Consider the following 25,301-nt stretch of genomic DNA (forward strand, 5'->3'; position numbering starts at 1 on the left):
CGAACGCGAAACGCACGAGGTGGAATGTGAAGGCGATCCGTCGGTTCACCGTCCGTCCCGTTCTCCCCGAACCCCTCCGCCCCCTCAGCGACCTGGCCCGCAACCTGCGCTGGTCGTGGCACGCCGAGACCCGTGACCTGTTCCAGGCCGTCGACCCCGAGCGCTGGGCCGCCTCGGAGGGCGACCCGGTGCGACTGCTCGGCAGTGTGCCGCCGGCGCGCCTCGCCGAACTGGCCGGGGACCGCCGTTTCCTGCGCCGGCTGACCGCGGTCGCCGACGACCTGGGCGACTACGTGACCGGCGACCGCTGGTACCAGTCCCGCCCCGAGTCCGCCGAACTCCCGGCCGCCGTGGCCTACTTCTCACCCGAGTTCGGCATCACGGCCGCCCTGCCCCAGTACTCCGGCGGCCTCGGCATCCTGGCCGGCGACCACCTCAAGTCGGCCAGCGACCTCGGCGTGCCGCTGATCGGCGTCGGCCTGCTGTACCGGCACGGCTACTTCCGGCAGACCCTGTCCCGGGACGGCTGGCAGCAGGAGCACTATCCCGTCCTCGACCCCAACGAACTCCCCGTGGCCCTGCTGAAGGAGGCCGACGGCGCCCCGGCGCACGTCTCCCTCGCGCTGCCCGGCGGCAGACTGCTGCGGGCCCGTATCTGGCTGGCCCAGGTCGGCAGGGTGCCGCTGCTGATGCTGGACTCGGACGTCGAGGAGAACGACGTCGGCGAACGCGGGGTCACCGACCGGCTCTACGGCGGCGGCAGCGAGCACCGGCTGCTCCAGGAGATGCTGCTCGGGATAGGAGGTGTGCGGGCCGTACGGACGTACTGCCGGCTCACCGGCCACCCCGAGCCGGAGGTGTTCCACACCAACGAGGGGCACGCCGGCTTCCTGGGCCTGGAGCGGATCGCCGAACTGGTCGCCGCCGGGCTGGACTTCGACGCGGCGCTGGAGGCGGTGCGGGCCGGCACGGTCTTCACCACCCACACGCCCGTCCCGGCCGGCATCGACCGCTTCGACCGTGAGCTGGTCGCCCACCACTTCGGCGCGGACGCCGAACTCCCCGGGATCGGGGTCGAGCACATCCTGCGGCTCGGCATGGAGACGTACCCCGGCGGCGAGCCCAACCTGTTCAACATGGCCGTGATGGGGCTGCGGCTCGCCCAGCGCGCCAACGGGGTCTCGCTGCTGCACGGCAACGTCAGCCGGGAGATGTTCTCCGGGCTGTGGCCGGGGTTCGACCCCGACGAGGTGCCGATCACCTCGGTGACGAACGGGGTGCACGCCCCGACCTGGGTGGCCCCGGAGGTGGTCCGGCTGGGCGCCCGGCAGCTCGGTGACCGCCGCACCGAGGAGGCGCTGACGGTCGGCGGTCCGGAACGCTGGGACGCCGTCGCCGAGATCGCCGACCAGGAGATCTGGGAGCTGCGCCGCAGCCTGCGCGAGCAGCTGGTGCTGGAGGTGCGGGAGCGGCTGCGCGCGTCCTGGCGGCAACGCGGCGCCGGTACCGCCGAGCTGGGGTGGATCGACGGCGCCCTCGACCCCGACGTGCTCACCATCGGGTTCGCCCGGCGCGTCCCCTCGTACAAACGTCTCACGCTCATGCTGCGCGACCGCGACCGCCTGATGGATCTCCTGACCCATCCCGAGCGGCCGATCCAGATCGTGGTGGCGGGCAAGGCGCACCCGGCCGACGACGGCGGCAAGCGGCTGGTGCAGGAACTGGTCCGCTTCACCGACGACCCGCGGGTCCGCCACCGCGTCGTCTTCCTGCCCGACTACGGCATGGCGATGGCGCAGAAGCTCCTGCCCGGCTGCGACATCTGGCTGAACAACCCGCTGCGCCCCCTGGAGGCGTGCGGGACGAGCGGGATGAAGGCGGCGCTCAACGGCGGCCTCAACCTGTCCGTCCTGGACGGCTGGTGGGACGAATGGTTCCAGCCGGACTTCGGCTGGGCGATCCCGACGGCGGACGGCGCCGGAACCGATCCCGACCGCCGGGACGACATCGAGGCCGCCGCGCTGTACGACCTGCTGGAGCAGCGGGTGACCCCGCGCTTCTACGAGCGCGGCCGCAGCGGTCTGCCGGACCGCTGGATCGAGATGGTCCGCCAGACCCTTACCCTCCTCGGTCCCAAGGTGCTGGCGGGCCGCATGGTCCGGGAGTACGTGGAGCGCCTCTACACCCCGGCGGCGCACGCCCACCGGTCCATGACCCCGGACACGGCCCGCGAACTCTCCGCCTGGAAGGGCAGGGTGCGGGCGGCCTGGCACGGCGTCTCGGTGGACCACGTCGAGACGGCCACCGCCACGGCCACCGCCGAACTCGGCACCACCCTCGCCGTACGCGTCCGGGTCCGCCTCGGCGACCTCGTCCCCGACGACGTGGAGGTCCAGGCCGTCTCCGGCCGGGTCGACCCGGAGGACCGCATCACCGACGCGACCACGGTGCCGCTGAAACCGACCACCGGCCCCGACCTGGAGGGCCACTGGACCTACGAGGGCCCCCTCTCCCTGGACCGCACGGGCCCCTACGGCTACACGGTCCGCATCCTCCCCACCCACCGCCTGCTGGCGTCGGGCGCGGAGCTGGGACTGGTGGTGGTCCCCGCGGAGGGGGCGGTGACGGGGGCCGGGGTGCTGATGCGCTGACCGCGTGGAACCCGACACGCCAAGGGTGGGTTTTGCCTGCCCTTGGCGATCGGATTGCTCTCGGTGGCATCTGCCATGCCTGCCCCATGCGCACCGTCACTACGGTTGCGAGTGGGCATGTACACGAAGTGACGTACGGGGGCGGAGCTTCGATGAGCGATCTGAGAGCGGACACCAAGCGCATACGCGAGTGCTCGCGAGCGCTGCAGCGGATCTACGACAACTTCACCAGCCGCACCAATCCGGCCAAAGGACGCAGGTGAGGTCCTGGTGTCTGATCTCGCCTCCCTCGGCAACGCGATGCTGCACGACGCCGGCTCCACACTCTCCGTTCTCGGCGGACTCGCTCTGGTGGCGGGCGGCCTCGGGGAGGAGGCCGGAGGCGTGCTGCTGGACGCCACCGGCATCGGCGCCGCCCTCGGTATCCCGATCAATGTCGCGGCCGCCGCCCAGATCGCCGTGGGGGTGTCCATGGCGGGTGCCGGACTGGCCAACATCGTCAACGACGCGACCGGGCCCGACCGGGTCGACATGACGTCCGACGGTACCGGCGGCGGAGGCGGTGACTGGGATCCGGCGGCGGAGGCGGGCCGGACCAGGCCGTCGGGGCAGCCGGACCCTGCCGCGCAGCCGCGCGGGAAGCCGGAATCCCTGAGCAAGAATGACGACGCGGAGACGATCCGGGCCAAGGGCCGGGAGGTGCACTCTGCCGAGACGCTGGCAAAGCAGGGATACGACGTCGAACAGTCCCCGGGTACGATGCCGAACGGCACCAAGCCCGATTTCCGGATCGAAGGCGAAATCTTCGACAATTACGCCCCGACGTCCAGCAGTCCCCGCTCCATCTGGTCCGCTGTGGAGAAGAAGGTGGACAAGGGGCAGACAGAGCGCGTCGTTCTGAACCTCGGAGACAGCAACGCCGATCTCGGGGCACTCCGAAAGCAGTTCCACGACTGGCCCAAGTCAGGCCTCAAAGAGGTGCTGGTGATCGACCGCGCCGGAAACGTCGTTCCTCTCTATCCGTAGAAATCAAGAGAAAGTATCTCCATGGCAATCGAGTACGATCTCGACATCGCGACGGGATCGTCCGCCGCCGAGGTCGCTGCCCGGCTCTCCGAAGCGGGCAGGGAGAGTGGCGTGTTCGACACGTCGGTCGCGCCCGAAACGCTCATGGCGCGGGGGACGTTCGCGCTGAGCCGACTGGGGACTACCGTCAGCGTCCTCCCGCAACGGACGCCACACCCGTGGCACCCCGTCGTCGCCGGACTCGGATTCGTTCCGACAGTCGGTGTGGGATTTCGGATGGCCAAGGACGCCGACGTCCCGGACCAGCAGGACGACATGATCCGCCTGGTGGCCCCTCTGCTGGAGAACATCGACGGCGACGCGGTTCTGCACTTCCAGTACGAGGTGATCTGGCTGCTTCGCCGGAACGGCGAGCTCAGCCTCAACGAACGGGACGACATCTGGCCGCCACGGCGGCTGGCCCTGATGACGCAGCCCTACCGGCGGGAAACCCACAGCATGGACTCGGAGTGAGCCGGCACGTGCGATTCCGGTTTCACGCGACCGATATGCCCGGGCGCGACATCTGGTGCCCGAACGCCGAGGTCTCCCAGACATTCGTGGGGACTGCCGAGGTCTTCTCCCAGGTTTTCGGCCTCGCATCAGGCATCGGTGACCCCGTCGACGGAGTCTGCCTCATCGACTTCGCGGACTTCGGCGTGCTCTGTGCCGCGGCCGTCGGCCGGTTCAGCGGCACTCGTGAGGGAATCCTGCGCTCCCTGTCCCTCGGCTTCATCGCGACCGCGCTCGTCCTCATCGACCGCGCAGGACAGCCGGCGCCCGCCATGCCCGGCCCGGATCAGGAACGGGCGCGGGCGGTACTGCGGGACCAGCATGCCCGGGCCATGACTGTCTGACCGTCAGAACTCCGGCTCCGCATCCGCGCAGAGCCGCCGCAGTACCGCCCCGCATCTGCGTGCGTACGCGTGCTGCAGACCCCGGGCCGCGGCGCCGCCCGCGCGGGCGTACCACTTGGCGGGTTTGCTGAAGGCCGCGACCGTGAGCCAGACCGTGCCGTCGCCGGTGCGGTCGACCACGAAGGCCTCTTCGCCGCTTTCGGGGTGGCCGGTGAGGGTGCCGTAGGCCCAGCCGGCGCGGCGGGACTCCTCGGCCGTCCAGACGATCCGGCAGGGGGCCTTGATCAGACCGGCCAGGGTGACGGTGACGTCGACGCCGGGGGCCGCGCGGTCGGCGGTGGCGTCGATGCCCACGCCGAGGGCGCGGTGCAGCTCCCAGGTGAGGACCGCCTCGGCGGCCCGGCGGAAGACTTCCTGGCCCTCGCCTATGCGCGTGCGCACGTGCAGGGGGTGGAAGCCCGGTGGGCAGGCGGCGAGGTTGTCGCGGGTGGCGCCGACCGCCTCGTACGTGAAGGACATGGGAGAGAGCGTAGGGCGGGCCCCCGGGACGCCTGCTCCCCGGGGGCCCGCCCGTGACGCTCGGTGCGGGGTCAGCTGACGTTGACCGCCGTCCAGGCCGCCGCCACCGCGTTGTACTCGGTGGAGCCGGAGCCGTACAGCGCGGCCGCCGCGGACAGCGTGCCGGTGCGGGCCGACTTGTAGTTGGTGGTCGAGGTGAAGTACGTGGTCAGGGCCTTGTACCAGATCTGGAGGGCCTTGGCCCGGCCGATGCCGGTGACCGTGGAGCCGCTGTAGGTCGGGGAGTTGTAGGACACCCCGTTGATCGTCTTCGAGCCGCTGCCCTCGGACAGCAGGTAGAAGAAGTGGTTCGCGACACCGGACGAGTAGTGCACGTCCAGGTTCTTCACCGACGAGGACCAGTAGTCGGCCGAGCCGCCGTCCTTGCTGGGCTTGTCCATGTAGCGCAGCGGGGAGCCGTCGCCGTTGATGTCGATCTTCTCGCCGATGAGGTAGTCGCCGACGTCGGAGGAGTTGTTGGCGTAGAACTCGACGCCGGTGCCGAAGATGTCGGAGGTGGCCTCGTTCAGGCCGCCGGACTCGCCGCTGTAGTTGAGACCGGCGGTGTTGGCGGTGACGCCGTGGCTCATCTCGTGGCCGGCCACGTCCAGAGAGGTCAGCGGGTGGGTGTTGCTGTCACCGTCGCCGTAGGTCATGCAGAAGCAGCTGTCGTCCCAGAACGCGTTGACGTACGAGCTGCCGTAGTGGACGCGGGAGTAGGCGCCGACACCGTCGTTCTTGATGCCGCTGCGGCCGAAGGTGTCCTTGTAGAAGTCCCAGGTCTCCTGCGCGCCGTAGGCGGCGTCGGCGGCCGCGGTCACGTCGGTGGTGGAGCTGGAGGCGGTGCCGGTGCCCCACGTGTTGGTGGTGTTGGTGAACAGGGTGCCGGTGCCGGAGCTGGTGGTGTGCTTCAGGTTGTACGTCTTGTGCCCGCCGCGGGAGGCGTCGGTCAGCGAGTACGTCGAGCCCGACAGCGTGGTGGTGAGGCTGACCGTGCCGGAGTACAGGGTCTTGCCGGTGCCGGTGGCGTTCTCGATGCCCTGGTACTGGAAGAGCTTCTTGCCGGTGGCGGCGTCGGTGATGACGTGCAGCTGGTTGGGGGTGCCGTCGTCCTGGAAGCCGCCGACGATCGTCTCGTAGGCGAGGACGGGGGTGCCGGAGCCGGCCCAGATCACCTTGCGGGCGCCGTCGGCGGCCGACTTGGTGGAGCCCAGCGTCTTCGCGGCGGCGAGGGCCGTCTTCTCGGCCTTGGCCGCGGTGAGCTGCGGCTTCAGGGAGGCCACCTTGATGGTCGCCTTGGTCGCCTTGGTGACGCCCTCGGTCTTGCCGGCCTTGGAGGTGTGCACGACGATGTCGCCGCCGAGGACGGGCAGGCCCGCGTAGGTGCGCTCGTAGCGCGTGTGGACCGTGCCGTCGACGTCCTTCACGACGTCCTTGACGACCAGCTTCTCCTTGGTGCCGAGGCCTATCTGCTTGGCCGTCTCGGCGACGTGCGCGTCCGCCTTCTGGATCAGGGCGGTGCGGGCGGCGTTGGAGAGCAGCGTGGGGGCGGCGGCCAGCGGCTGCTTGGCGGCGGCCGTGGCGTTCGCGGTCATACCGGTGGTGAGGAGGGCGCCGGCGGCGACAGCGGTGGCGATGGCGAGCGTGGTGCGCTTGTGACGCGCGTAGAGGGGGCTCACTCAAGCTCCTTCAGGATGTGGGGAGTCCGGGCGGAGTGGGGTTACCGGCCCGGCTGTGGGGTTGTGAAGTTGCTGTGCTGTGCGACGGGTGAAGGAAGAGTGACATCAAGGTCGCGTACATGTCAGGACCCTGAAGTGATGTTGGCCGAAAAGCAGGTGTTGGGTGAACATTGCGGCCATGTAAAACGGGCGCCGCCCGAGGGGAGGTCCCCCGCGGACGGCGCCCGGTGCGCGCGGTTATTACCTGCGGTTACGGGAAGGTCAGCTTCCACCCGTTGATCGTGCCGACGTCCTGCGCGGCCTGGTCCTGGACCTTCAACTTCCAGGTGCCGTTGGCCGATTCCGACGAGGCGTTCACCGTGTAGGTGTCCGTCACGTCGTCCGCCGAGTCGGAGGAGCTGAAGTTCTTCAGCCGGTACGACGTACCGGACGGACCGACGAGGTCGATCACCAGGTCGCCGCGCCACGTGTGGCTGATATTCGGCGTTACCTGGAGGTTGCTCGGCGCGTTTCCGGTCCGGCCGGAGACCGTGATCGACGAGGTGACCGCCGGCCCGTTGTCCGGAATCGACACGGGCGTGGTGCTCTCGTACGACGTGCCCGTACCGCCGCCACCGCCGGACCGGGAGCCGACCGCCACGGCCGCCCAGGCGTCCTGCACCGCCTTGTACTCGGTGCTGGTGGTGCCGTACAGCTCACCCGCCGCCGCGAGGGTGCCGGTGCGGGCGGCCGCGTAGTTGGTGGTCGAGGTGAACTTGGTGGTGAGCGCCCGGTACCAGATCTGCAGTGCCTTGTCCCGGCCGATGCCGGTGACCGGGAGGCCGTCCTTCGTGGGCGAGTTGTAGCTGACGCCGTTGATGACCTTGGCGCCGCTGCCCTCGCTCAGCAGGTAGAAGAAGTGGTTCGCCACGCCCGACGAGTAGTGCACGTCGAGGCCGCCGACGGACGAGGACCAGTAGTCGGCCGAGCCGCCGTCCTTGCTGGGCTTGTCCATGTAGCGCAGCGGGGTGCCGTCGCCGTTGATGTCGATCTTCTCGCCGATGAGGTAGTCGCCGACGTCGGAGGAGTTGTTGGCGTAGAACTCGACGCCGGTGCCGAAGATGTCGGAGGTGGCCTCGTTCAGGCCGCCGGACTCGCCGCTGTAGTTGAGGCCGGCCGTGTTCGACGTGACGCCGTGGCTCATCTCGTGGCCGGCCACGTCGAGGGCGGTCAGCGGGTCCGCGTTGCCGGAGCCGTCGCCGTACGTCATGCAGAAGCAGCTGTCGTCCCAGAACGCGTTCACGTACGAGTTGCCGTAGTGGACGCGGGAGTAGGCGCCGACGCCGTTGTTCTTGATGCCGCTGCGGCCGAAGGTGTTCTTGTAGAAGTCCCAGGTCTCGGCGGCCCCGTAGTGCGCGTCGGCGCCCGCGGTGGCGGCGTTCGACGTGGTGCCGTTGCCCCAGGTGTTGCTCGACTGCGAGAACAGCGTGCCGGTGCCCGAGGTACCGTGGTTCAGGTTGTACGTCTTGTGGCCGCCGCGGTCGCCGTCGGTCAGGGTGTACGTCGAGCCCGACTGGGTCGTCGACAGCGAGACGGTCCCGCTGTACTGGGTGTTGCCGGTGCCGGTGACGTTCTCGATGCCCTGGTACTGGAAGAGCTTCTTGCCGGTGGCGGCGTCGGTGATGACGTGCAGCTGGTTGGGGGTGCCGTCGTCCTGGAAGCCGCCGACGATCGTCTCGTAGGCGAGGACGGGGGTGCCGGAGCCGGCCCAGATCACCTTGCGGGCGCCGTCGGCGGCCGACTTGGTGGAGCCCAGCGTCTTCGCGGCGGCGAGGGCGGTCTTCTCGGCGCTCGCCGCGCTCTTGGCCGGGGAGAGGTCGGCGACCTTGAGCGTGGCGTTGTTCGCCTTGATGACGCGCTCGGTGGCACCCGACTTCGCGGTGTCGACGATCAGGTCGCCGCCGAGGACGGGCAGGCCCGCGTAGGTGCGCTCGTAGCGGGTGTGCAGGGTGCCGTCGGCGTCCTTGACGACGTCCTTGACGACCAGCTTCTCCTGGGTGCCGAGGCCTATCGCCCTGGCGGTGGCGGCCCGTTCGGTGCTCGCGTCGCGGAGCAGTTCGGCGCGCTGCGAGGGCGAGAGCTTGACGGCCGCGTGGGCCGGGTTGGCCCTGCCGAGCTGCGGGGCGGCCGGGGCGGCGCTGGCGGCGCCCGACTGGACGGCGGCGGCGATCAGGGCGCCGACCCCGGCGAGGGCGACGGCAGCGGTGCGGCGGTACGTGCTGTGGGGGGTGCGTCTGCGAGAGGAACTGCTTCTCAACACTGACTCCTTCTGCGTGGCCGCGGGTCGCACGGCCAGGGGAGATCCGGACGGCGGGTGGGCCGGCCGGGCAGAACTGGGCGGAACGCGGAACCATGTGCGCGTGCAGTGCCGGGCCGACAGCGACGGTGGGGTGAAGCTGTGGGGTTGCTGTGAGTCGGCCGTGGGAAGAGTGGCACCAGAAAACGCAAACTGTCAGGACCGCGTCAGAAACTTGGCCGGAAATCGTCCGTTGTCCGGATGTTCATGTTCGGTATGCGGATGGTTGAGGGGATGTCAAGGGCCGCAGCCGCTACAGCCGCCATGGCCGCTACGGCGGCTCAGAGCGCCTTGTCGCCGTGCCAGGTCGCCCACAGGGCCGCGTACGCCCCGCCCGCCGCCACCAGCTCCTCGTGCGTGCCCAGTTCGGTGAGGAGGCCGTCCTCCATCACGGCCACCCGGTCGGCGTCGTGCGCGGTGTGCAGCCGGTGGGCGATGGCGATGACCGTACGGCCCTCGAGCACGGCCGCCAGGGCGCGCTCGGTGTGCCGGGCGGTCGCCGGGTCCAGCAGCGCGGTCGCCTCGTCCAGGATCAGCGTGTGCGGGTCGGCCAGCACCACCCGGGCCAGCGCGAGTTGCTGGGCCCGGGAGCCGTCGGCGGTCGTGCCGCCCGTGCCGCCCGCGCCGAGCAGGGTGTCGAGGCCGTCGGGCAGGCCGCGCACCCAGTCGTCGGCGCCGACGGCGGTCAGCGCCGTCCACAGGTCCGCGTCGCTCGCGGCCGGTTCGGCGATCAGCAGGTTGTCCCGGACCGTGCCGAGGAAGACGTGGTGCTCCTGGGTGACCAGGACGACCTGGCGCCGCAGCCGCTCCGGTTCCAGCCCGGCGATCGGCACCCCGCCCACGGTCACCGAGCCCGACCCGGGCGCCTCGACGCCGGCCAGCAGCCGGCTCAGCGTCGTCTTCCCGGCACCGGACGGCCCCACCACCGCGAGCCGCTCCCCGGGCCGCACCGTGAGGTCCACCCCACGCAGCACCTCACCGCCGCGCTCGTAGGCGTACCGCACCCCGCGCACGTCGATCCGGTCGTCCGCCGGAGCCGGCGCCGCGCCGTCCGCCGCCGCCCGCGGAGCCCGCGCCAGCCCCTCCACCCGGGCGAACGAGGCGCTGCTGGACTGGAGTTGCTCCACCCGCATCAGGATCTGGTCCAGCGGTTCCGTGAACTGCCGCAGATACAGCGCGGCCGACACCGTCACGCCGACGCCCGTGTGCAGCAGCCCGCCGACCAGCAGCACCCCGGCCACCGGCACCGTGTACGACACCTCGACGGCCGGAAAGAACACGGTCCGCAGCCACAGGGTGTAGAACCGGGCCTTCCGGTTGGTCTCCAGCGCGTCCCGGCTCGCCGTGATCCGCTGCTCCTGGAGCCGGAACGCCTCCACCGTGCGGGCGCCCGACACCGTCGCCGTGACGATCTCCGCGACCCCGGAGGTGGCCGCGCCCTCGGCGAGGTAGCCGTCCCGGGCCCGACGCAGGTACCAGCGCAGCGCGAACCAGACCGGGGTCAGCCCGAGCACCCCGAACCCGGCCAGCACCGGGTCCAGGACGAACACGGCGCCCATCACGAACGCCGCCTGCACCGTGGCGACCAGCAGCTCGGGACCGGCGTCCCGCAGGGTGGTGCCGACGGTGCTCACGTCGCCCGTGCCGCGTGCGGTGAGGTCGCCGGTGCCGGCCCGCTCCACCACCGACGCGGGCAGCGCGAGCGCCCGGTCCACGAACTCCTCGCGGACGCGGGCCAGCGTCCGCTCGCCGAAGCGGTGGCCGAGGTAGCGGGCGGAGCGGGCGAGCAGCAGCTGGGCGAGGGAGCAGAGCAGGATCCACCGGGCGAGGTGGTCCACGGCGCCGACCCCGCGGCCGGCCCGTACCTCGTCCACGATCCGGCCCACCAGCCAGGGGCCGGCGAGGCCGGCGCCGGCCGCCGCCGCGTTCAGCAGCAGCGCGGCGGCGAAGGGCCCGCGGTCCGCCCGCACCAGGCGGAGGGTGGCCCGGCGTACGTCGGCGCGTCCCGCGACGGGAAGTTGACTGGTCGTCACCTTGCGAACTCCTCGTCCTCCGTGTCCCGGGCCACGAGGGCCCGGTAGCCGGGTGCGTGGTCCAGCAGTCCCTCGTGCGTGCCGGTCGCGGCGACCTTGCCGTCGACCAGGAAGACCACCTCGTCGGCGTGGGCCAGCAGCAGCGGGGAGGTGGTGGTGAGGAGGGTGGTGCGGCCGTGGCGGGCGGTGCGGAGGCGCTCCGCCACGAGGGCCTCGGTGTGGGCGTCGAGGGCGGAGGTGGGTTCCACGGCGAGGAGGACCTCGGGATCGGTGAGCAACGCCCTGACGAGGCGGATGCGTTGGCGTTGCCCGCCGGAGAGGTTGCGGGCCTGGGCGGTGAGCTCGGAGTCGAGGCCGTGGGGGAGGGCGCGGACGATGTCGTCGGCCGCGGCGGCGTGGAGGGCTCGGGTGAGGTGCGCGTCAGGGGGTGAGGCTTGGGGTGCGTCGGCGGGTGCGGCGCCGCTGTGGCTGATCGCGCAGTTCCCCGCGCCCCTTTGGGGCGCGTTGTGGGCGCCCTTTTCATGCAGTCCCGCACCGATCGCATCGCGCAAGGTGCCGGCGAACAGGTCGGCATCGTTGTCGGCCACCAGGATGCGGGCGCGGACCTCCGGGAGCGGGACGGCGTCCAGTCGTACTCCTCCCCAGGTCACGTCCGAGCGGGTGTAGCGGCCCAGGCGGTCCACCACCGCTCCCGCCTCCGCCGGGCCGGCGCTCACCAGGGCCGTCAGGCGGCCGGGGCGGACTCGTACGCCCGATTCGGGGTCGTGCAGGACGGCCGGGTCGGCCGGGGGCCGGCGGGTGCCCTCGTCCGGTTGCGGCTCGTGGCGCAGGAGGCGTACGACCCTGCGGGCGGCCACCACCCCGCGGCTCAGCTGGTAGCCCATGTCGAGGAAGAACGCCACCGGGCCCACCAGGACCGCGACATAGCCGTACACCGACACCAGCTGGCCCACCGTGATGTCACCGCGCGCGGCCATCCGGGCGGCGATCCAGGTCACCACAGCCAGGAACACCGTCGGCAGGCCCATGCCGAGCGCCTGGACCCAGCTGGCGACCGCGCCCACCCGGTAGCCCTGGGCGCGCAGGTGCTGGGAGTCGCGGCGGAAGGCGTCCGCGAACAGGCCCTTGCCGCCCAGGCCGTTGAGGACGCGCAGGCCGCCCGCGAGGTCGCCGATGCGGGCTGTCAGGACGCTCTGGCGTTCCCGGTACTCGGTCTCCCTGCCCTGCAGCCGCCGGGCCAGCGGGCCCGCGACGAGGGCCACCACCGGCACTCCGAGCAGTACCACGCCGGTCAGCAGGGGCGAGATCGTCAGCAGGAGACCGGCCACCACCGCGTACACCACGACCGCGCCCACTCCGGGGCCGACGACGGTCAGCGCCTGGGCGATGGTGTGCACGTCGCCGACGCCGATCGTCACGACCTCCCCGGCATCGGACCGGCGCGACAGCTCGGCGCCGAGCCGTACCGTCTGCCCGACGAGCACCTTGATCGTGCGGAAGTAGGCGTCCATCCGCACCCGGGTCATCGTGCGGTGGCGCATGATGCTGATCCAGGCGTTGACCGCACCGAGGACGAAGATCGCCGCCGTCCACCCGGCGAGCACCGCCATGCGGCCCGGCACCAGGCCGTCGTCCACGGCCCGGGCCATCAGGTACGGCGTCGCGGCCATCAGCGTCAGCCAGACACTGGCCAGCAGCGCCCCGGCGAGCGAACGGCCCCGCTGGCGGGCCACCAGCCACCACAGGTAGGACCACCCGCCGCGCGTGTCGGGCGTGCCCGGATCCTCGTACGCGTCGATCACCCTGCGACCCCCGTTCTCCCGGCGTTCTCCCGACTAGGCCAGACTGTCCCGCCACGCCCGGTGCAGATCCGCGAACCGGCCCGTGCCCGCGATCAGTTCGGCCGGGCGGCCGTCCTCGACGATGCGGCCGTGCTCCATCACCAGCACCCGGTCGGCGATCTCCACGGTGGACAGCCGGTGCGCGATCACCACCGCCGTACGGCCCCTGAGGACGGTCGACATCGCGCGCTGCACGGCCCGTTCACCGGGGATGTCCAGGGAACTGGTCGCCTCGTCGAGGATCAGCACCGCCGGGTCGGCGAGCAGGGCGCGGGCGAACGCGACCAGTTGGCGCTGCCCGGCCGAGATGCGGCCGCCGCGCTTGCGGACGTCCGTGTCGTACCCGTCGGGAAGCGCGGCGATGAACTCGTGCGCACCGATCGCCTTGGCCGCCTGCTCGATCTCCTCGCGGGTGGCGTCCGGGCGGCCGATGGCGATGTTCTCGGCGACCGTGCCGGAGAACAGGAACGACTCCTGGGTGACCATCACCACCCCGCGGCGCAGTTCGGGCACGGTCAGTTCGCGCAGGTCCACGCCGTCCAGGAGGACCCGGCCGTCGGAGGGGTCGTAGAAGCGGGCGAGCAGTTTGGCGAGCGTCGACTTGCCGGCGCCGGTGGAGCCGACCACCGCGACCGTCTGTCCGGCCGGGAGGGTGAGGTCGAAGACGGGCAGCACCTCGCCACCGGTGCGGTAGGCGAAGCGGACACCGTCGAAGACGACCTCGCGTCCCGGGAGTTCGCCCGCCGTCGGGGGCAGTTCCTTCGGGACCGAGGGCTCCGGGACCGACGGGGTCTGGGCCAGCAGGCCCGCGATCTTCTCCAGGGAGGCGGCGGCCGACTGGTAGGAGTTGAGGAACATGCCCAGGCGGTCGATCGGGTCGTACAGCCGCCTCAGGTAGAGGACGGCCGCAGCCAGGACGCCCAGCTCCAGCGAGCCGGACGCCACCCGGTAGGCGCCCCACAGCACGATCACCGCGACCGAGGTGTTGGCGACCAGCCGGGAGCCGACCACGTACCGCGCCATTTCGAGGAGCGCGTCGCCGTTGGTCCGCTCGTGCCGGCGGTTCAGCACGGCGAACTCGGCGTCGTTGGCGGCCTCCCGGCGGAACGCGCGCACCGGGCGGATGCCGTTCATCGTCTCCACGAACTTCACGATCACCGCCGCGATCGCCGTGGACCGCGCCTTGTACACCCGTACCGCGCGCCGCTGGTACAGCCGCACGAGCAGGTACAGCGGCACGAAGCTGGCCACCGCGACCGCGCCGAGGCCCAGGTCCAGCCAGAGCAGCATCGCCGAGATGTAGAGGAAGGAGAGGATGACCGTGACCAGCTCCTGGAGGCCCTCGGCCAGCAGCTCGCGCAGCGACTCGACGTCCGTGGTGGAGCGGGAGATGAGCCGGCCGGACGTGTAGCGCTCGTGGAAGTCGATGCTCAGCGCCTGCGCGTGGCGGAAGATGCGGCCGCGCAGGTCGAGGAGGACGTCCTGGTTGACGCGGGCGGAGGCCTTGACGAACGCGTACTGGAGGCCGCCGGAGAGCAGGGCGCTCAGGCCGTACCCTGCCGCGACGGCGAACAGCGGGCCGTGGTCGTGGCGGCGGAAGGCCGGTACGGCCGTGTCGATGGCGTACGCCACCAGCAGCGGGCCCGCCTGGACCGCCGCCTGCTGGAGCAGCAGGAGGAGCGTGGTGACGGCGACCCGCGCCTTCATGGGGGCGAGGAGCGAGCGCAGCAGGGTGGCCGTGGCGCCGGGCGAGGTGGGCAGGACGTCGCGGTCGAAGGGGTCGCCGCCCGGGGTGCCGGCCGGGTCCGGGTAGGGGCGTTCGTCGTCCTCGTCGGGGGCGGGGAGGGAGGTGGCTGCGGTCATCGGCGGTGATCCTCCCCGGACATCAGGTGGGCGTACTCGGCGTTGGTGCGCAGGAGTTCGTGATGGGTGCCGACGGCGGTGACCCGCCCGCCGGAGAGCAGGGCGACGCGGTCGGCGAGCAGGACGGTGGAGGGGCGGTGGGCGACGATCAGCGCGGTGGTGTCGGCGAGTACGTCGCGCAGCGCCGCCTCCACGGCGGCCTCCGTGTGCACGTCCAGGGCGGAGAGCGGGTCGTCGAGCACGAGGAAGCGGGGCCGGCCGACTACCGCCCGCGCGAGCGCGAGGCGCTGGCGCTGGCCGCCGGAGAGGCTGAGGCCCTGTTCGCCGACCTGGGTCGCGGTGCCCTGGGGGAGGGCGTGCGCGAAGTCGGCCTGGGCGACGGCGAGGGCCCGTGCCAGCTCGGGTTCGCCGGCGCCGTCGCCGGCTCCCATGAGTACGTTCTCGCCGACGGAGGCGGAGAAGAGGGTGGGTTCCTCGAAGGCCACGGCGACGAGGGAGCGGAGTTCCTCGCGGGGCATGGCGGTGATGTCCACGCCGTCGAGGGTGATCCGCCCCGAGGTGGCCTCGTGCAGGCGGGGGATGAGGGCGGTGAGGGTGGTCTTGCCGCTGCCGGTGGCGCCGACGAGGGCCATGGACTCGCCGGGGCGGATGTGGAGGTCGACGCGTTCGAGGGTCGGGGCGGAATCGGGGGCGGCGTCGGGGTAACGGAACTGCACGTTCTCGAAGCGGATGCCGTCGGGTTCGGGGGCCGGTCCGTCGTCGGGTGCGGCGCCGTTGTGGCTGGTCGCGCAGTTCCCCGCGCCCCTTTGGGGCGCCTCGGCGCAGCGCCCCGTAAGGGGCGCGGGGAACTGCGCGCTCAGCCCCCACGCACCCGCGGCCGACAACGAATCGGTGTCCTCCGGGACCGCGTCCCGCACCTCGAAGTACCGTTCGGTGGCGGTGGCGGCCTCCTGGCTCATCGCCAGCAGGAAGCCGATCGACTCCACCGGCCACCGCAGCGCCAGCGCCGTCGACAGGAACGCCACCAGCGTCCCCGCGCTCAGGTCGCCCTCCGCGACCTGGATCGAGCCCCACAGCAGCGCCGCCCCGATCGCCACCTCCGGCAGGGTCACGATGACGCCCCAGATCATCGCCAGCATCCGCGCCTTGCGCAGCTCCGTGCCCCGCAGGGTCCGTACCAGTTCGCGGAACGCGTGCGCCTGGCTGCGGTGGCGGCCGAAGCCCTTGATGATGCGGATGCCGAGCACGCTCTCCTCGACCACCGTCGTCAGGTCGCCGACCTGGTCCTGGGCGAGCCGGGCCACGTCCGCGTACCGGTTCTCGAAGATCACGCACGTCCAGACCACCGGGATCGTGGGCCCGAGGATGACCAGGCCCAGCGTCCAGTCCTGGGCCAGCATGATCAGCACGCCGACGAGGATCGTCACCCCGTTGACCAGGAGGAAGGTCAGCGGGAAGGCGAGGAACATGCGGAGCAGCATCAAGTCGGTGGTGGCCCGGGAGAGCAGCTGGCCGGAGGCCCAGCGGTCGTGGAAGGCGACCGGCAGGCGCTGGAGATGGCCGTACAGGTCCGCCCGCATCCCCGCCTCGACACGGGACAGGGGCCGGGCGACCAGCCAGCGGCGCAGGCCGAAGAGCAGGGCTTCCGCGATGCCGAGCAGCAGCAGGTACAGCGCGCCGAGCCACACCCCGCCGGGGTCGCGGTCGGCGACCGGGCCGTCCACCATCCACTTGAGGACGAGGGGGATGACGAGCCCCGTACAGGAGGCGACTATCGCCACGAACGCGGCGATGGACAGCCGCACCCGCACCGGCCGTACGTACGGCCACAGGCGCAGCAGGGTGCGGACGGCGGAGCGGTCCTTGGTGGTTGCACGTGTCGGAGGCATCAGGGGCGAGCCTACGGATCGGCACTGACAACGCCCACCGAGTTTTGGCCGGACCGGAATCGGCCGCTGGTCCTACGACCTGGGCGTTCGAACGGTCGTACAGATGGATCCGCGGCATCAGCCGATCGGTTGATGGCGGTTCGAGCGGGGCGGCCGATGCGGCGGGCCGGGGCCGGCCGGGACCCTCGGAACATGCCAACCGTCATCGAAGTGACAGACCTGCGGAAGTCCTACGGCGGCCGGGCCGTCGTGGACGGGGTGAGTCTCGCCGTCGAGGAGGGCGAGATCTTCGGGATCCTCGGGCCGAACGGGGCCGGCAAGACCACCACCGTGGAGTGCGTGGAGGGGCTGCGGGTGCCCGACGCGGGGCGGGTCCGGGTCACCGGGCTCGATCCCGTCGCCGACCACGACAAGGTCGCCCGTGTCCTCGGCGCCCAGTTGCAGCAGAGCGAGCTGCAGCCCAAGCTCACCGTCCGCGAGGCCCTTGAGCTGTACGCCTCCTTCTATCCGAGCCCGCTCGACTGGACGCCGCTCACCGAGCGCCTCGGGCTCACCGACAAGCTCTCCACCCGGTTCGGCAAGCTCTCGGGCGGACAGCGGCAACGCCTCTTCATCGCACTGGCGTTGATCGGCAACCCGCGGGTCGTCGTCCTCGACGAGCTGACCACCGGGCTCGACCCGCGGGCCCGGCGGGACACCTGGGAGCTGATCGAGGACGTCCGGGACCGCGGGGTCACCGTCCTCCTCGTCACCCACTTCATGGAGGAGGCGCAGCGGCTCTGCGACCGGATCGCGGTGATCGACAAGGGGCGGGTCGCCGCCCTGGACACCCCGGCCGGGCTGATCCGCCGCAGCGCCGGCGCCACCGTCATCAGCTTCACCCCCTCCGCCCCCCTGGACGACCACGACCTCGCCGCCCTCCCCGCCCTCGCCTCGGTCGAGCGCAAGGACGGCCGGATCACGCTCTCCGGCACCGACGAGACCGTCAACGCCGTCATCACCCTGCTCGCCCGGCACCGCATCACCGCCCACCAGCTCCGGGTCGTGGACGCCACCCTCGACGACGCGTTCCTGGACCTCACGAAGGAGGCAGACGCAGCATGAACACCGCAGTCCTGCGCGCCGAGTTCCGCCTGTTCCGCCGCGAACCCGGCGCCGTCTTCTGGGTCTTCCTGTTCCCGACGCTGCTGCTGGTGATCCTCGGTTCGATCCCGTCGTTCCGGGAGGCCGACACGTCCCTGGGCGGGCTGCGCCCGGTCGACGCGTACGTGCCCGTCGCCGTGCTGATCGCCCTGATCATGTCCGGGGTGCAGACCCTGCCCCAGGCGCTCACCGGCCACCGGGAGCGGGGCATCCTGCGCCGGATGCGGCTCACCCCCGTACGGCCCTCCGCGCTGCTGTCCGCGCAGATGGCCGTGCAGGGCACGGTCGCCCTCGGCTCGGCGCTGCTGGCGCTCCTCGTCGGCCGGCTCGCCTTCGACGTGCGGCTGCCGAAGCAGCCCGGCGGATACCTGCTGGCCCTGCTGCTCGCGGCCGCGGCCGCCCTCGCCCTCGGCTCCGTCGTCTCGGCGCTGTCCCGCACCACGAAGATCGCGGGCGCGATCGGCTCGGCGGTGTTCTTCCCGATGATGTTCTGCGCGGGCGTGTGGATCCCGGTGCGCGAGATGCCGCACGCGATGGCCCGTGTCGTCCAGCTGACGCCGTTCGGCGCGGCGGCCCGCGCTTTGGACCGGGCCGCTGCCGGACAGTCGCCCGGCTGGGAGCACCTGGGCGTCCTCGCCCTCTGGACGATCCTGCTGACGGCCGGGGCCGCCCGCTGGTTCCGCTGGGAGTGAGCCGGTGCCGGAGACTGGTGCCATGACGAACGCCGACGAAGCGGCGACCAGGGTCTCCTTCGATCGCTGGGGGCCCTACGCGCTGCTCGCCGTGGGCGTGGTGACGGCGGTCGGCTCCGCCCACGTCGTCGGCATGACACGGGCCGCGATGTGGGCCTCCGGCGTGCTGGTGGTCCTGGCCCTGCTGCTCCAGGTGTACTGGGGGCGGGCCGCCCGGAAGCGGCCGGGGCCGAGCCGGACGAGCGTGACGCTGTACTTCGTGCGCTGGGCGCTCGGGTTCGCGCTCACGTGGCTCAACCCGTTCTTCGCCTTCTACGCCGTCACCGGCTACTACACCGCCCCCCGCCAGCTGACCCGCCGGCTGGTGCTGCCCGGTCTGTTCCTGACCGCCGTCACCATGGCGGGCAGCGAGATCGGCGGGATGCCGCCGCACGGCCTGCTGTGGTGGTTCGGCTTCGTCATCGTGTTCGGCGCCAACTGCGGACTGGTCGCCCTCTTCACCCGGGCCAACGCGCAGGAGCAGGAGCGTGCCCGCACCCAGGCCGAGACCATCGCCGCGCTCGGCCGCGCCAACACCGCGTTGCAGCAGGCCCTCGACGAGAACGCCGCCCTTCACGCCCAGCTCCTCCTCCAGGCCCGGGAGGCCGGCGTCGCCGACGAGCGCCGCCGCCTCGCCGCCGAGATCCACGACACCATCGCCCAGGGGCTGGCCGGGATCATCGCCCAGCTCCAGGTCGTCAGCAACACCCCCGATCCGCAGGTGGCCGAGGAGCACGTGGCCCGCGCCCTCGCGCTGGCCCGGCACAGCCTGGGCGAGGCCCGCCGTTCCGTGCACAACCTGGCCCCGGTCGCCCTGGAGCACGACGGGCTGCCCGAGGCGCTGCAGAAGACGGTCGCCGAATGGGGCGAACGGACGTCCATACGCGCCGAGTTCACCCTCACCGGCACCGTCGAGCAACTGCACGAGGAGGTCGCGGCCACCCTCCTGCGCATCGTCCAGGAGGCGCTCTCCAACGCTGCTCGGCACGCGCACGCCTCCCGGGTCGGCGTCACCCTCTCCTACCTGGGCGACGAGGTCATCCTCGACATCCGCGACGATGGCACCGGCTTCGACCTGCTCACCGTGCCCGCCCGCACCCGGGTCGGCGGCTTCGGCCTGGACGGCATGCGCGCCCGCGCCGAACGCATCGCGGGCTCCCTGACCGTGGAGTCCGAACCGGGGCTCGGCACCGCGCTGTCGGCGCGCGTACCGTTGGTCCGCCATGACGACTGAGCCCCCGATCTCGCTGCTGATCGTCGACGACCACCCCGTCGTCCGCGACGGCCTGCGCGGCATGTTCGAGTCCGCCCCCGGCTTCGCGGTCCTCGGCGAGGCGTCGAACGGCGCCGAAGCCGTCACGCTCGCCGGCACCCTCGACCCCGACGTGATCCTGATGGATCTCCGCATGCCGGGCGGCGGCGGAGTCGACGCCATCCGTGAGCTCACCCGGCGGGGCGCACGCGCCCAGGTCCTGGTCCTCACCACGTACGACACGGACTCCGACACCCTCCCCGCGATCGAGGCGGGCGCCACCGGCTACCTCCTCAAGGACGCCCCGCGCGAGGAGCTGTTCACCGCCGTCCGTGCCGCCGCCCAGGGCCGCACCGTCCTCTCCCCGGCCGTCGCCTCCCGCCTGGTCTCCGCCGTCCGCACCCCCGCCGCCCCCGGCAACGAACCGCTCTCCGCCCGCGAACGCGAGGTGCTGACCCTGGTCGCCCGCGGCACCTCGAACCGCGAGATCGCCCGCGAGCTCTTCATCAGCGAGGCCACGGTGAAGACCCACCTCACCCACCTCTACGCCAAACTGGGCGTCAACGACCGCGCGGCGGCGGTGGCGACGGGGTACCAGCGGGGGATTCTGGGCTAGCGCGGTGGCTTCTCGGGCGGTCGTACAGAAATGAGGTCGGATGATTTCCCTTGCTCATCTGATAGATCTGGCGCGGCGATTCGAGGGTGATCTCTCCTTACCCGTCGAACCACTTCGAGTGGGGGATCGGGAAATCGATGTCGACACCACCCCCGCCGTCATGGGATGCATCAACCTCTCTCCGGACTCCACCTATCGAGAGAGCGTCGCGACCTCGACCGAGTCCGCGGTCAGGAAAGGTCGCATCCTCGCGGCACAAGGTGCCGACATCGTCGACATCGGCGCCGAGTCGAGCAATCCCCGCACTCGCAAGGTCTCCGTGCAGGAACAGGTGGCCGCCTTGGTGCCGGTCGTGAAGGAGCTCGTCTCGGGAGGTATCACCGTCTCGATCGAGACCTACGAGCCTGCCGTCGCCCGGTCGTGCCTGGAGGCGGGGGCGCTCCTGCTCAATTACTCCGGCGGGTTGGCATCGGACGGTGAGATGTTCCCCATGCTGGCCGACCACGAAGCGACAGTTGTCCTGTGCCATGTCGAAGGAAAGAACTCCCGGGACGTGGGCGCCAAGGGCATCGACCAGGATCCCATCCCCGGGATGCTCGACTACTTCGAGAGGCGCGTGGATCACGCCCGTTCGGCCGGGGTCGGTCGAATCGTCATCGACCCCGGGATCGGCTTCTCCCATGACAGACACATATCCGCCGATGCCCGTGTTCACTATCAGGGCCGTGCCCTCTTGAACACGTTCCGGCTTCGACGGATGGGTCTTCCCATCTGCCACTCACTGCCGCATGCCTTCAGCCTCTTCGAGGACGAGTTCCGCACCGCCGAAGGCTTCTTCACGGTTCTGGCGCATCTAGGGGGAACAGGTGTCTACCGTACCCACGAAGTTCCGCGGATAAGGGCGGTACTGGCTGCTCTCCGAGCACTCGGCCCTCAATCCTTCGCTCCCAGAGCCTGATCAGGGTACGGGAGTACCCGGATGCCGCCCTCCGTCAGCCGACCACCCTGAGCAAGAGCACCGCCCGCCCCGGCACCGTGATCACCGTCCCCCCCTCGTGCACCACCCCCGGCTCCGTGCCCTGCTCCTCCAGTGAGGTGTCCACCAGTACCTCGTAGCGTTCCGCCCACGGCGGGCCCGGCAGGACGAACCGGGCGGGGCGGTCGCCGGCGTGCAGGACGGTCAGGAAGCTGTCGTCCAGGACCGGGGCGCCGCGGTCGTCGCGGCCGGGTATGTCCCGGCCGGAGAGGTACATGCCGAGGGTGGCGGCGGGCGCGTACCAGTCGCCCGCGGTCATCTCCTCGCCGCGGGCCGTGAACCAGGCCAGGTCGCGCAGGCCGTCCGCCGAGTGCGCGCGTCCGGAGAAGAAGGCGCGGCGGCGCAGTACCGGGTGGCGGTGGCGGAGCCGGATGAGGCGGGAGGTGAGGTCGAACAGGGGCCGCCAGGCGGGGTCGTCCAGCAGGCTCCAGTCCAGCCAGCTGATGTCGTTGTCCTGGCAGTAGGCGTTGTTGTTGCCGCGCTGGGTGCGGCCCAGTTCGTCGCCGGCGACCAGCATCGGGACACCCGTCGACAGGAGGAGGGTGGTGAGGAGGTTCCGCAACTGGCGCCTGCGCAGCGCCCGTACGCCCTCGTCGTCCGTCTCGCCCTCGGCCCCGCAGTTCCAGGAGCGGTTGTCGCCGGTGCCGTCCCGGTTGTGTTCGCCGTTGGCCTCGTTGTGCTTGTGCTCGTACGACACCAGGTCGCGCAGGGTGTAACCGTCGTGCGCGGTGACGAAGTTGACGGAGGCGTAGGGACGGCGGCCGCCCCACGCGTAGAGGTCGCTGGAGCCGGAGAGGCGGTAGCCGAGGTCGCGCACGTCCGGGAGGGCGCCGCGCCAGAAGTCGCGGACGGCGTCGCGGTAGCGGTCGTTCCACTCGGTCCAGAGGGGTGGGAAGGCGCCTACCTGGTAACCGCCCGAGCCCACGTCCCACGGTTCGGCGATCAGCTTCACCCGGCGCAGCACCGGGTCCTGGGCGATGACGGCGAGGAAGGGGGAGAGCATGTCGACGTCGTGCATCGAGCGGGCCAGCGCGGCGGCGAGGTCGAAGCGGAAGCCGTCCACGCCCATCTCCGTGACCCAGTAGCGGAGGGAGTCCGTGATCAGGCGCAGCACGTGCGGGCGGACCACGTGCAGGGTGTTGCCGCAGCCGGTGTAGTCGGCGAAGCGCCGGGCGTCGTGGTCCTGGAGCCGGTAGTAGCCCCGGTTGTCGATGCCCTTCAGGGACAGCGTCGGGCCCAGCTCGCCCGCCTCCGCGGTGTGGTTGTAGACCACGTCGAGGATGACCTCGATCCCGGCCGCGTGCAGCGCGCGCACCATCCGCTTGAACTCGCCGACCTGCTGTCCCGTCGTACCGGAGGCGGCGTAGGCCGCGTGCGGGGCGAAGTAGCCGATGGAGTTGTAGCCCCAGTAGTTCTTCAGGCCGCGCTCGAGCAGGTGGTCCTCGTGTGCGAACTGGTGGACGGGGAGCAGTTCCACCGCCGTGACGCCGAGGCCGACCAGGTGCTCGATCGCGGCCGGGTGGGCCAGTCCCGCGTACGTGCCGCGCAGCTCCTCGGGTATCCCGGGATGCAGTCTGGTGAAGCCGCGCACGTGCAGCTCGTAGATGACGGAGTCCGCCCACGGCGTCTTCGGGCGGTGGTCGTCCGACCAGTCGTCGTCATCGTGGACGACCACGCCCTTCGGGACGTACGGCGCCGAGTCGCGGTCGTCGCGGACGGTGTCGGCGACCTGCTGGTCCGGCCAGTCCCGGACGTGCCCGTACACCTCGGGCGGCAGCGCGAACTCGCCGTCCACCGCCCGCGCGTACGGGTCCAGGAGCAGCTTCGCCGGGTTCCAGCGGGCGCCGGTCCACGGGTCCCAGCGGCCGTCGACCCGGTAGCCGTACCGCTGCCCCGGCAGCACACCGGGGACGAACCCGTGCCAGATCTCGTGCGTGAGTTCGGTCAGCGGGATGCGGGTCTCCCGCCCCTGCTCGTCGAAGAGGCAGAGCCGGACCGCCTCCGCACCGGCCGCCCACAGCGCGAAGTTGGTGCCCGCCACCCCGTCCGGCCCGACCCGGAACCGGGCGCCGAGCGGTGTCGACGCCCCGGGCCACGCCGCCGGGACGGGGAGGGGCGTCCCGTTCACCGCGGGGGCGTGCGCCGCGGCGCCGTCCGCCCTCGGGGCCCGCGCCGGTGCCCCCTGCTGCTCGGCTGCGCTCGTCACCTGTCGGCCCCTTTTTGTGTCCCGCGGCTCGCCGACCGCCGGGGCGTGCCCCCCGCGTCCGAGCAGCCGACGGCGCCCGGACTCCCGGTCCCGGGCACGGTCGGCGGCTCGCTACGGACGTGCCCGCGACGGCTCGCGCACGGGCACGGCGGCTCCCCAGCTCGTCGTCCTTCCCTCTGTTCTGCCCAGTGCCGGCGTCGCACTCACGTTTCCCAGGGGCATGCCCGCTCGTTGAGCCGCATGTGAGTCATCCACAAGGGCGCGCACGGCGCGCGGGGGCCGCGCTGGCCGCGGTACTGACATGGGCGGGGCTGCTGGCGGGAGCCGCCGGCTGCTCCTCGGACGGCACGGACGGGCTCGGCGTCGACCACGTCCTCGGCGGCAAACCCGCGGCCCCCGAGGACGTCATCCGCATCTCCCCGGACGACGGCACCAAGGCCGTACGGCCCGACGGGCGGCTGACGGTACGGGTGCCGGCCGGCCGCCTGGAGTCCGTCAGCGTCGTCAGGTCCCAGGACGCCCAGGACTCCCCGGTCCCCGGGCACATCGCCGCGGACGGCAGGACCTGGCGGCCCGACGACCCGGGCCTCGCGCTCGCCGCCAGGTACACGGTCGACGCGGTCGCCGTCGACGGCGACGGCCACCGCTCGGCCCGCCACACCACCTTCACCACGCTCGTCCCCGACGAACGCTTCATCGGGTACGTCACCCCGGAGAACCGGGCCACCGTCGGCACCGGCATGATCGTCTCCCTCGCCTTCAGCCGCGACATCGACAACCGCGCCGCCGTCGAACGCGCCATCCAGGTGACCGCCAAGCCCGCGGTCGAGATCCGTCCGCACTGGTTCGGCAAGAACCGCCTCGACTTCCGCCCCGAGCGCTACTGGCAGCCCGGCACGGTCGTCACCGTCGGCCTGAACCTCCGTGACGTCGAGGGCGCCCGCGGCGTCTACGGCCTCCAGTCCAAGACGTTCACCTTCACCGTCGGCCGCAGCCAGGTCTCCCTCGTCGACGCGGCCGCCCACACCATGGAGGTCCGCCGGGACGGCGAGCTGCTCGCCACCGTGCCGATCACCGCGGGGGCGCCCGAGCACACCACCTACAACGGGAAGATGGTGGTGATGGAGATGCACGACGTGACCCGCATGAACAGCCGCACGGTCGGCTTCGGCGGCGAGTACGACATCCCCGACGTCCCGCACGCCCTCAAACTCACCGACTCCGGCACCTTCCTGCACGGCAACTACTGGGCGCCGGACGCCCCGGGCCACGTCAACGTCAGCCACGGCTGCGTGGGCCTGCGTGACGTGAAGGGCGGCAGCTCGGACACGCCCGCGGGCTGGTTCTACGACCGCAGCCTCATCGGTGACGTGGTCGAAGTCATCAACAGCAAGGACAAAACGGTCTCTCCCGACAATGGACTCGGTGGGTGGAACATGGGGTGGAAGGAGTGGAAGGCGGGCAGCGCGGTCAAGTAGCCAGGTGGGGGGCGGGTCGGTGGGGGCGGGAAGTTGCGACGCAACGGTGACATTCGCCCAACACCAAG

The 25,301-nt window shown here is 71.6% G+C and carries 18 protein-coding genes; 10 read left to right on the plus strand and 8 right to left on the minus strand.

What is annotated here, in order from left to right; genetic code table 11:
* The first annotated feature begins 26 nt into the window (after positions 1-26).
* The 4 genes from ACZ4UV_RS19705 (at position 27) to ACZ4UV_RS19720 (ending at position 4,573) form a co-directional block, all read left to right on the plus strand.
* Positions 27-2,651, plus strand: a complete 2,625-nt coding sequence (locus tag ACZ4UV_RS19705) for a glycosyltransferase family 1 protein (protein ID WP_451022957.1) — start codon at positions 27-29, stop codon at positions 2,649-2,651.
* 384 nt (positions 2,652-3,035) lie between these two features.
* The gene (locus ACZ4UV_RS19710) at positions 3,036-3,677 is read left to right on the plus strand and encodes a CdiA C-terminal domain-containing protein (RefSeq protein WP_467839302.1); all 642 of its coding nucleotides are present in this window, start codon (positions 3,036-3,038) and stop codon (positions 3,675-3,677) included.
* Positions 3,678-3,698: 21 nt separating this feature from the next.
* On the plus strand, positions 3,699-4,190 hold the full coding sequence (locus ACZ4UV_RS19715) for a SitI3 family protein (protein ID WP_467839305.1): 492 nt from the start codon (positions 3,699-3,701) through the stop codon (positions 4,188-4,190).
* Positions 4,191-4,225: 35 nt separating this feature from the next.
* A complete protein-coding gene (locus tag ACZ4UV_RS19720) occupies positions 4,226-4,573 on the plus strand; it encodes a DUF6086 family protein (protein WP_467839307.1) in 348 nt (115 codons plus the stop codon).
* Between the two features lie 3 nt (positions 4,574-4,576).
* Here ACZ4UV_RS19720 and ACZ4UV_RS19725 read toward each other — a convergent pair whose 3' ends face one another.
* The 7 genes from ACZ4UV_RS19725 to ACZ4UV_RS19755 all read right to left on the minus strand — a co-directional run bounded on the left by ACZ4UV_RS19725 (position 4,577) and on the right by ACZ4UV_RS19755 (position 16,771).
* Entirely contained in the window at positions 4,577-5,092 is a 516-nt protein-coding gene (locus tag ACZ4UV_RS19725; RefSeq protein ID WP_451021231.1) for a DUF1990 family protein, read from the minus strand.
* A gap of 71 nt (positions 5,093-5,163) precedes the next feature.
* The gene (locus ACZ4UV_RS19730; RefSeq protein ID WP_467839310.1) at positions 5,164-6,810 is read right to left on the minus strand and encodes a M4 family metallopeptidase; all 1,647 of its coding nucleotides are present in this window, start codon (positions 6,808-6,810) and stop codon (positions 5,164-5,166) included.
* A 250-nt stretch (positions 6,811-7,060) separates the two neighbouring features.
* Positions 7,061-9,106 carry a M4 family metallopeptidase gene (locus tag ACZ4UV_RS19735; protein ID WP_451021233.1) on the minus strand — a complete coding sequence of 682 codons (2,046 nt, stop codon included), beginning with the start codon at positions 9,104-9,106 and terminating at the stop codon, positions 7,061-7,063.
* Between the two features lie 320 nt (positions 9,107-9,426).
* Positions 9,427-11,178, minus strand: a complete 1,752-nt coding sequence (locus tag ACZ4UV_RS19740; protein WP_451021234.1) for an ABC transporter ATP-binding protein — start codon at positions 11,176-11,178, stop codon at positions 9,427-9,429.
* Positions 11,175-12,980: an ABC transporter transmembrane domain-containing protein gene (locus tag ACZ4UV_RS19745; protein WP_451021235.1), complete on the minus strand. Its 1,806-nt coding sequence runs from the start codon at positions 12,978-12,980 to the stop codon at positions 11,175-11,177. Before ACZ4UV_RS19745 ends, ACZ4UV_RS19740 begins: the two co-directional genes overlap by 4 nt.
* A 33-nt stretch (positions 12,981-13,013) precedes the next feature.
* Positions 13,014-14,882, minus strand: coding sequence for an ABC transporter ATP-binding protein (locus ACZ4UV_RS19750; protein WP_451021236.1), 1,869 nt, complete (start codon positions 14,880-14,882; stop codon positions 13,014-13,016).
* A complete protein-coding gene (locus ACZ4UV_RS19755) occupies positions 14,879-16,771 on the minus strand; it encodes an ABC transporter ATP-binding protein (RefSeq protein WP_467839315.1) in 1,893 nt (630 codons plus the stop codon). Before ACZ4UV_RS19755 ends, ACZ4UV_RS19750 begins: the two co-directional genes overlap by 4 nt.
* A 192-nt stretch (positions 16,772-16,963) precedes the next feature.
* Here ACZ4UV_RS19755 and ACZ4UV_RS19760 point away from each other — a divergent pair, with 192 nt between their 5' ends.
* The 5 genes from ACZ4UV_RS19760 to ACZ4UV_RS19780 are packed head-to-tail and all read left to right on the plus strand — an operon-like array spanning position 16,964 to position 21,471.
* Positions 16,964-17,875 (plus strand): ABC transporter ATP-binding protein, encoded by a 912-nt coding sequence (locus ACZ4UV_RS19760; RefSeq protein ID WP_451018357.1) that lies wholly within the window; start codon positions 16,964-16,966, stop codon positions 17,873-17,875.
* Positions 17,872-18,606, plus strand: a complete 735-nt coding sequence (locus ACZ4UV_RS19765) for an ABC transporter permease (protein ID WP_467839318.1) — start codon at positions 17,872-17,874, stop codon at positions 18,604-18,606. Before ACZ4UV_RS19760 ends, ACZ4UV_RS19765 begins: the two co-directional genes overlap by 4 nt.
* 22 nt (positions 18,607-18,628) lie before the next feature.
* Positions 18,629-19,879, plus strand: coding sequence for a sensor histidine kinase (locus ACZ4UV_RS19770; RefSeq protein WP_467839321.1), 1,251 nt, complete (start codon positions 18,629-18,631; stop codon positions 19,877-19,879).
* A complete protein-coding gene (locus ACZ4UV_RS19775; RefSeq protein ID WP_451018354.1) occupies positions 19,869-20,513 on the plus strand; it encodes a response regulator in 645 nt (214 codons plus the stop codon). The genes ACZ4UV_RS19770 and ACZ4UV_RS19775 overlap by 11 nt, the downstream gene beginning before the upstream one ends.
* A gap of 40 nt (positions 20,514-20,553) precedes the next feature.
* Positions 20,554-21,471: a dihydropteroate synthase gene (locus ACZ4UV_RS19780; protein WP_467839324.1), complete on the plus strand. Its 918-nt coding sequence runs from the start codon at positions 20,554-20,556 to the stop codon at positions 21,469-21,471.
* 34 nt (positions 21,472-21,505) lie between these two features.
* Here the strand turns inward: ACZ4UV_RS19780 and glgX are convergent, their stop codons facing one another.
* Entirely contained in the window at positions 21,506-23,755 is a 2,250-nt protein-coding gene (glgX, locus tag ACZ4UV_RS19785; RefSeq protein ID WP_467839327.1) for a glycogen debranching protein GlgX, read from the minus strand.
* Positions 23,756-23,997: 242 nt separating this feature from the next.
* Here glgX and ACZ4UV_RS19790 point away from each other — a divergent pair, with 242 nt between their 5' ends.
* The gene (locus ACZ4UV_RS19790; RefSeq protein ID WP_390040513.1) at positions 23,998-25,233 is read left to right on the plus strand and encodes a L,D-transpeptidase; all 1,236 of its coding nucleotides are present in this window, start codon (positions 23,998-24,000) and stop codon (positions 25,231-25,233) included.
* Positions 25,234-25,301 lie beyond the last annotated feature (68 nt).

The sequence above is a fragment of the Streptomyces sp. NPDC028289 genome, from assembly GCF_055565975.1.

Bases quoted from the DNA above. Each gene is read 5' to 3' on its own strand.
- ACZ4UV_RS19770 (WP_467839321.1), top strand. From the start codon at position 18,629: ATGACGAACGCCGACGAAGCGGCGACCAGGGTCTCCTTCGATCGCTGG.
- ACZ4UV_RS19750 (WP_451021236.1), bottom strand. From the start codon at position 14,882: ATGACCGCAGCCACCTCCCTCCCCGCCCCCGACGAGGACGACGAACGC.
- ACZ4UV_RS19760 (WP_451018357.1), top strand. From the start codon at position 16,964: ATGCCAACCGTCATCGAAGTGACAGACCTGCGGAAGTCCTACGGCGGC.
- ACZ4UV_RS19755 (WP_467839315.1), bottom strand. From the start codon at position 16,771: ATGCCTCCGACACGTGCAACCACCAAGGACCGCTCCGCCGTCCGCACC.
- ACZ4UV_RS19780 (WP_467839324.1), top strand. From the start codon at position 20,554: ATGATTTCCCTTGCTCATCTGATAGATCTGGCGCGGCGATTCGAGGGT.
- ACZ4UV_RS19775 (WP_451018354.1), top strand. From the start codon at position 19,869: ATGACGACTGAGCCCCCGATCTCGCTGCTGATCGTCGACGACCACCCC.
- ACZ4UV_RS19720 (WP_467839307.1), top strand. From the start codon at position 4,226: ATGCCCGGGCGCGACATCTGGTGCCCGAACGCCGAGGTCTCCCAGACA.
- ACZ4UV_RS19715 (WP_467839305.1), top strand. From the start codon at position 3,699: ATGGCAATCGAGTACGATCTCGACATCGCGACGGGATCGTCCGCCGCC.
- ACZ4UV_RS19765 (WP_467839318.1), top strand. From the start codon at position 17,872: ATGAACACCGCAGTCCTGCGCGCCGAGTTCCGCCTGTTCCGCCGCGAA.
- ACZ4UV_RS19725 (WP_451021231.1), bottom strand. From the start codon at position 5,092: ATGTCCTTCACGTACGAGGCGGTCGGCGCCACCCGCGACAACCTCGCC.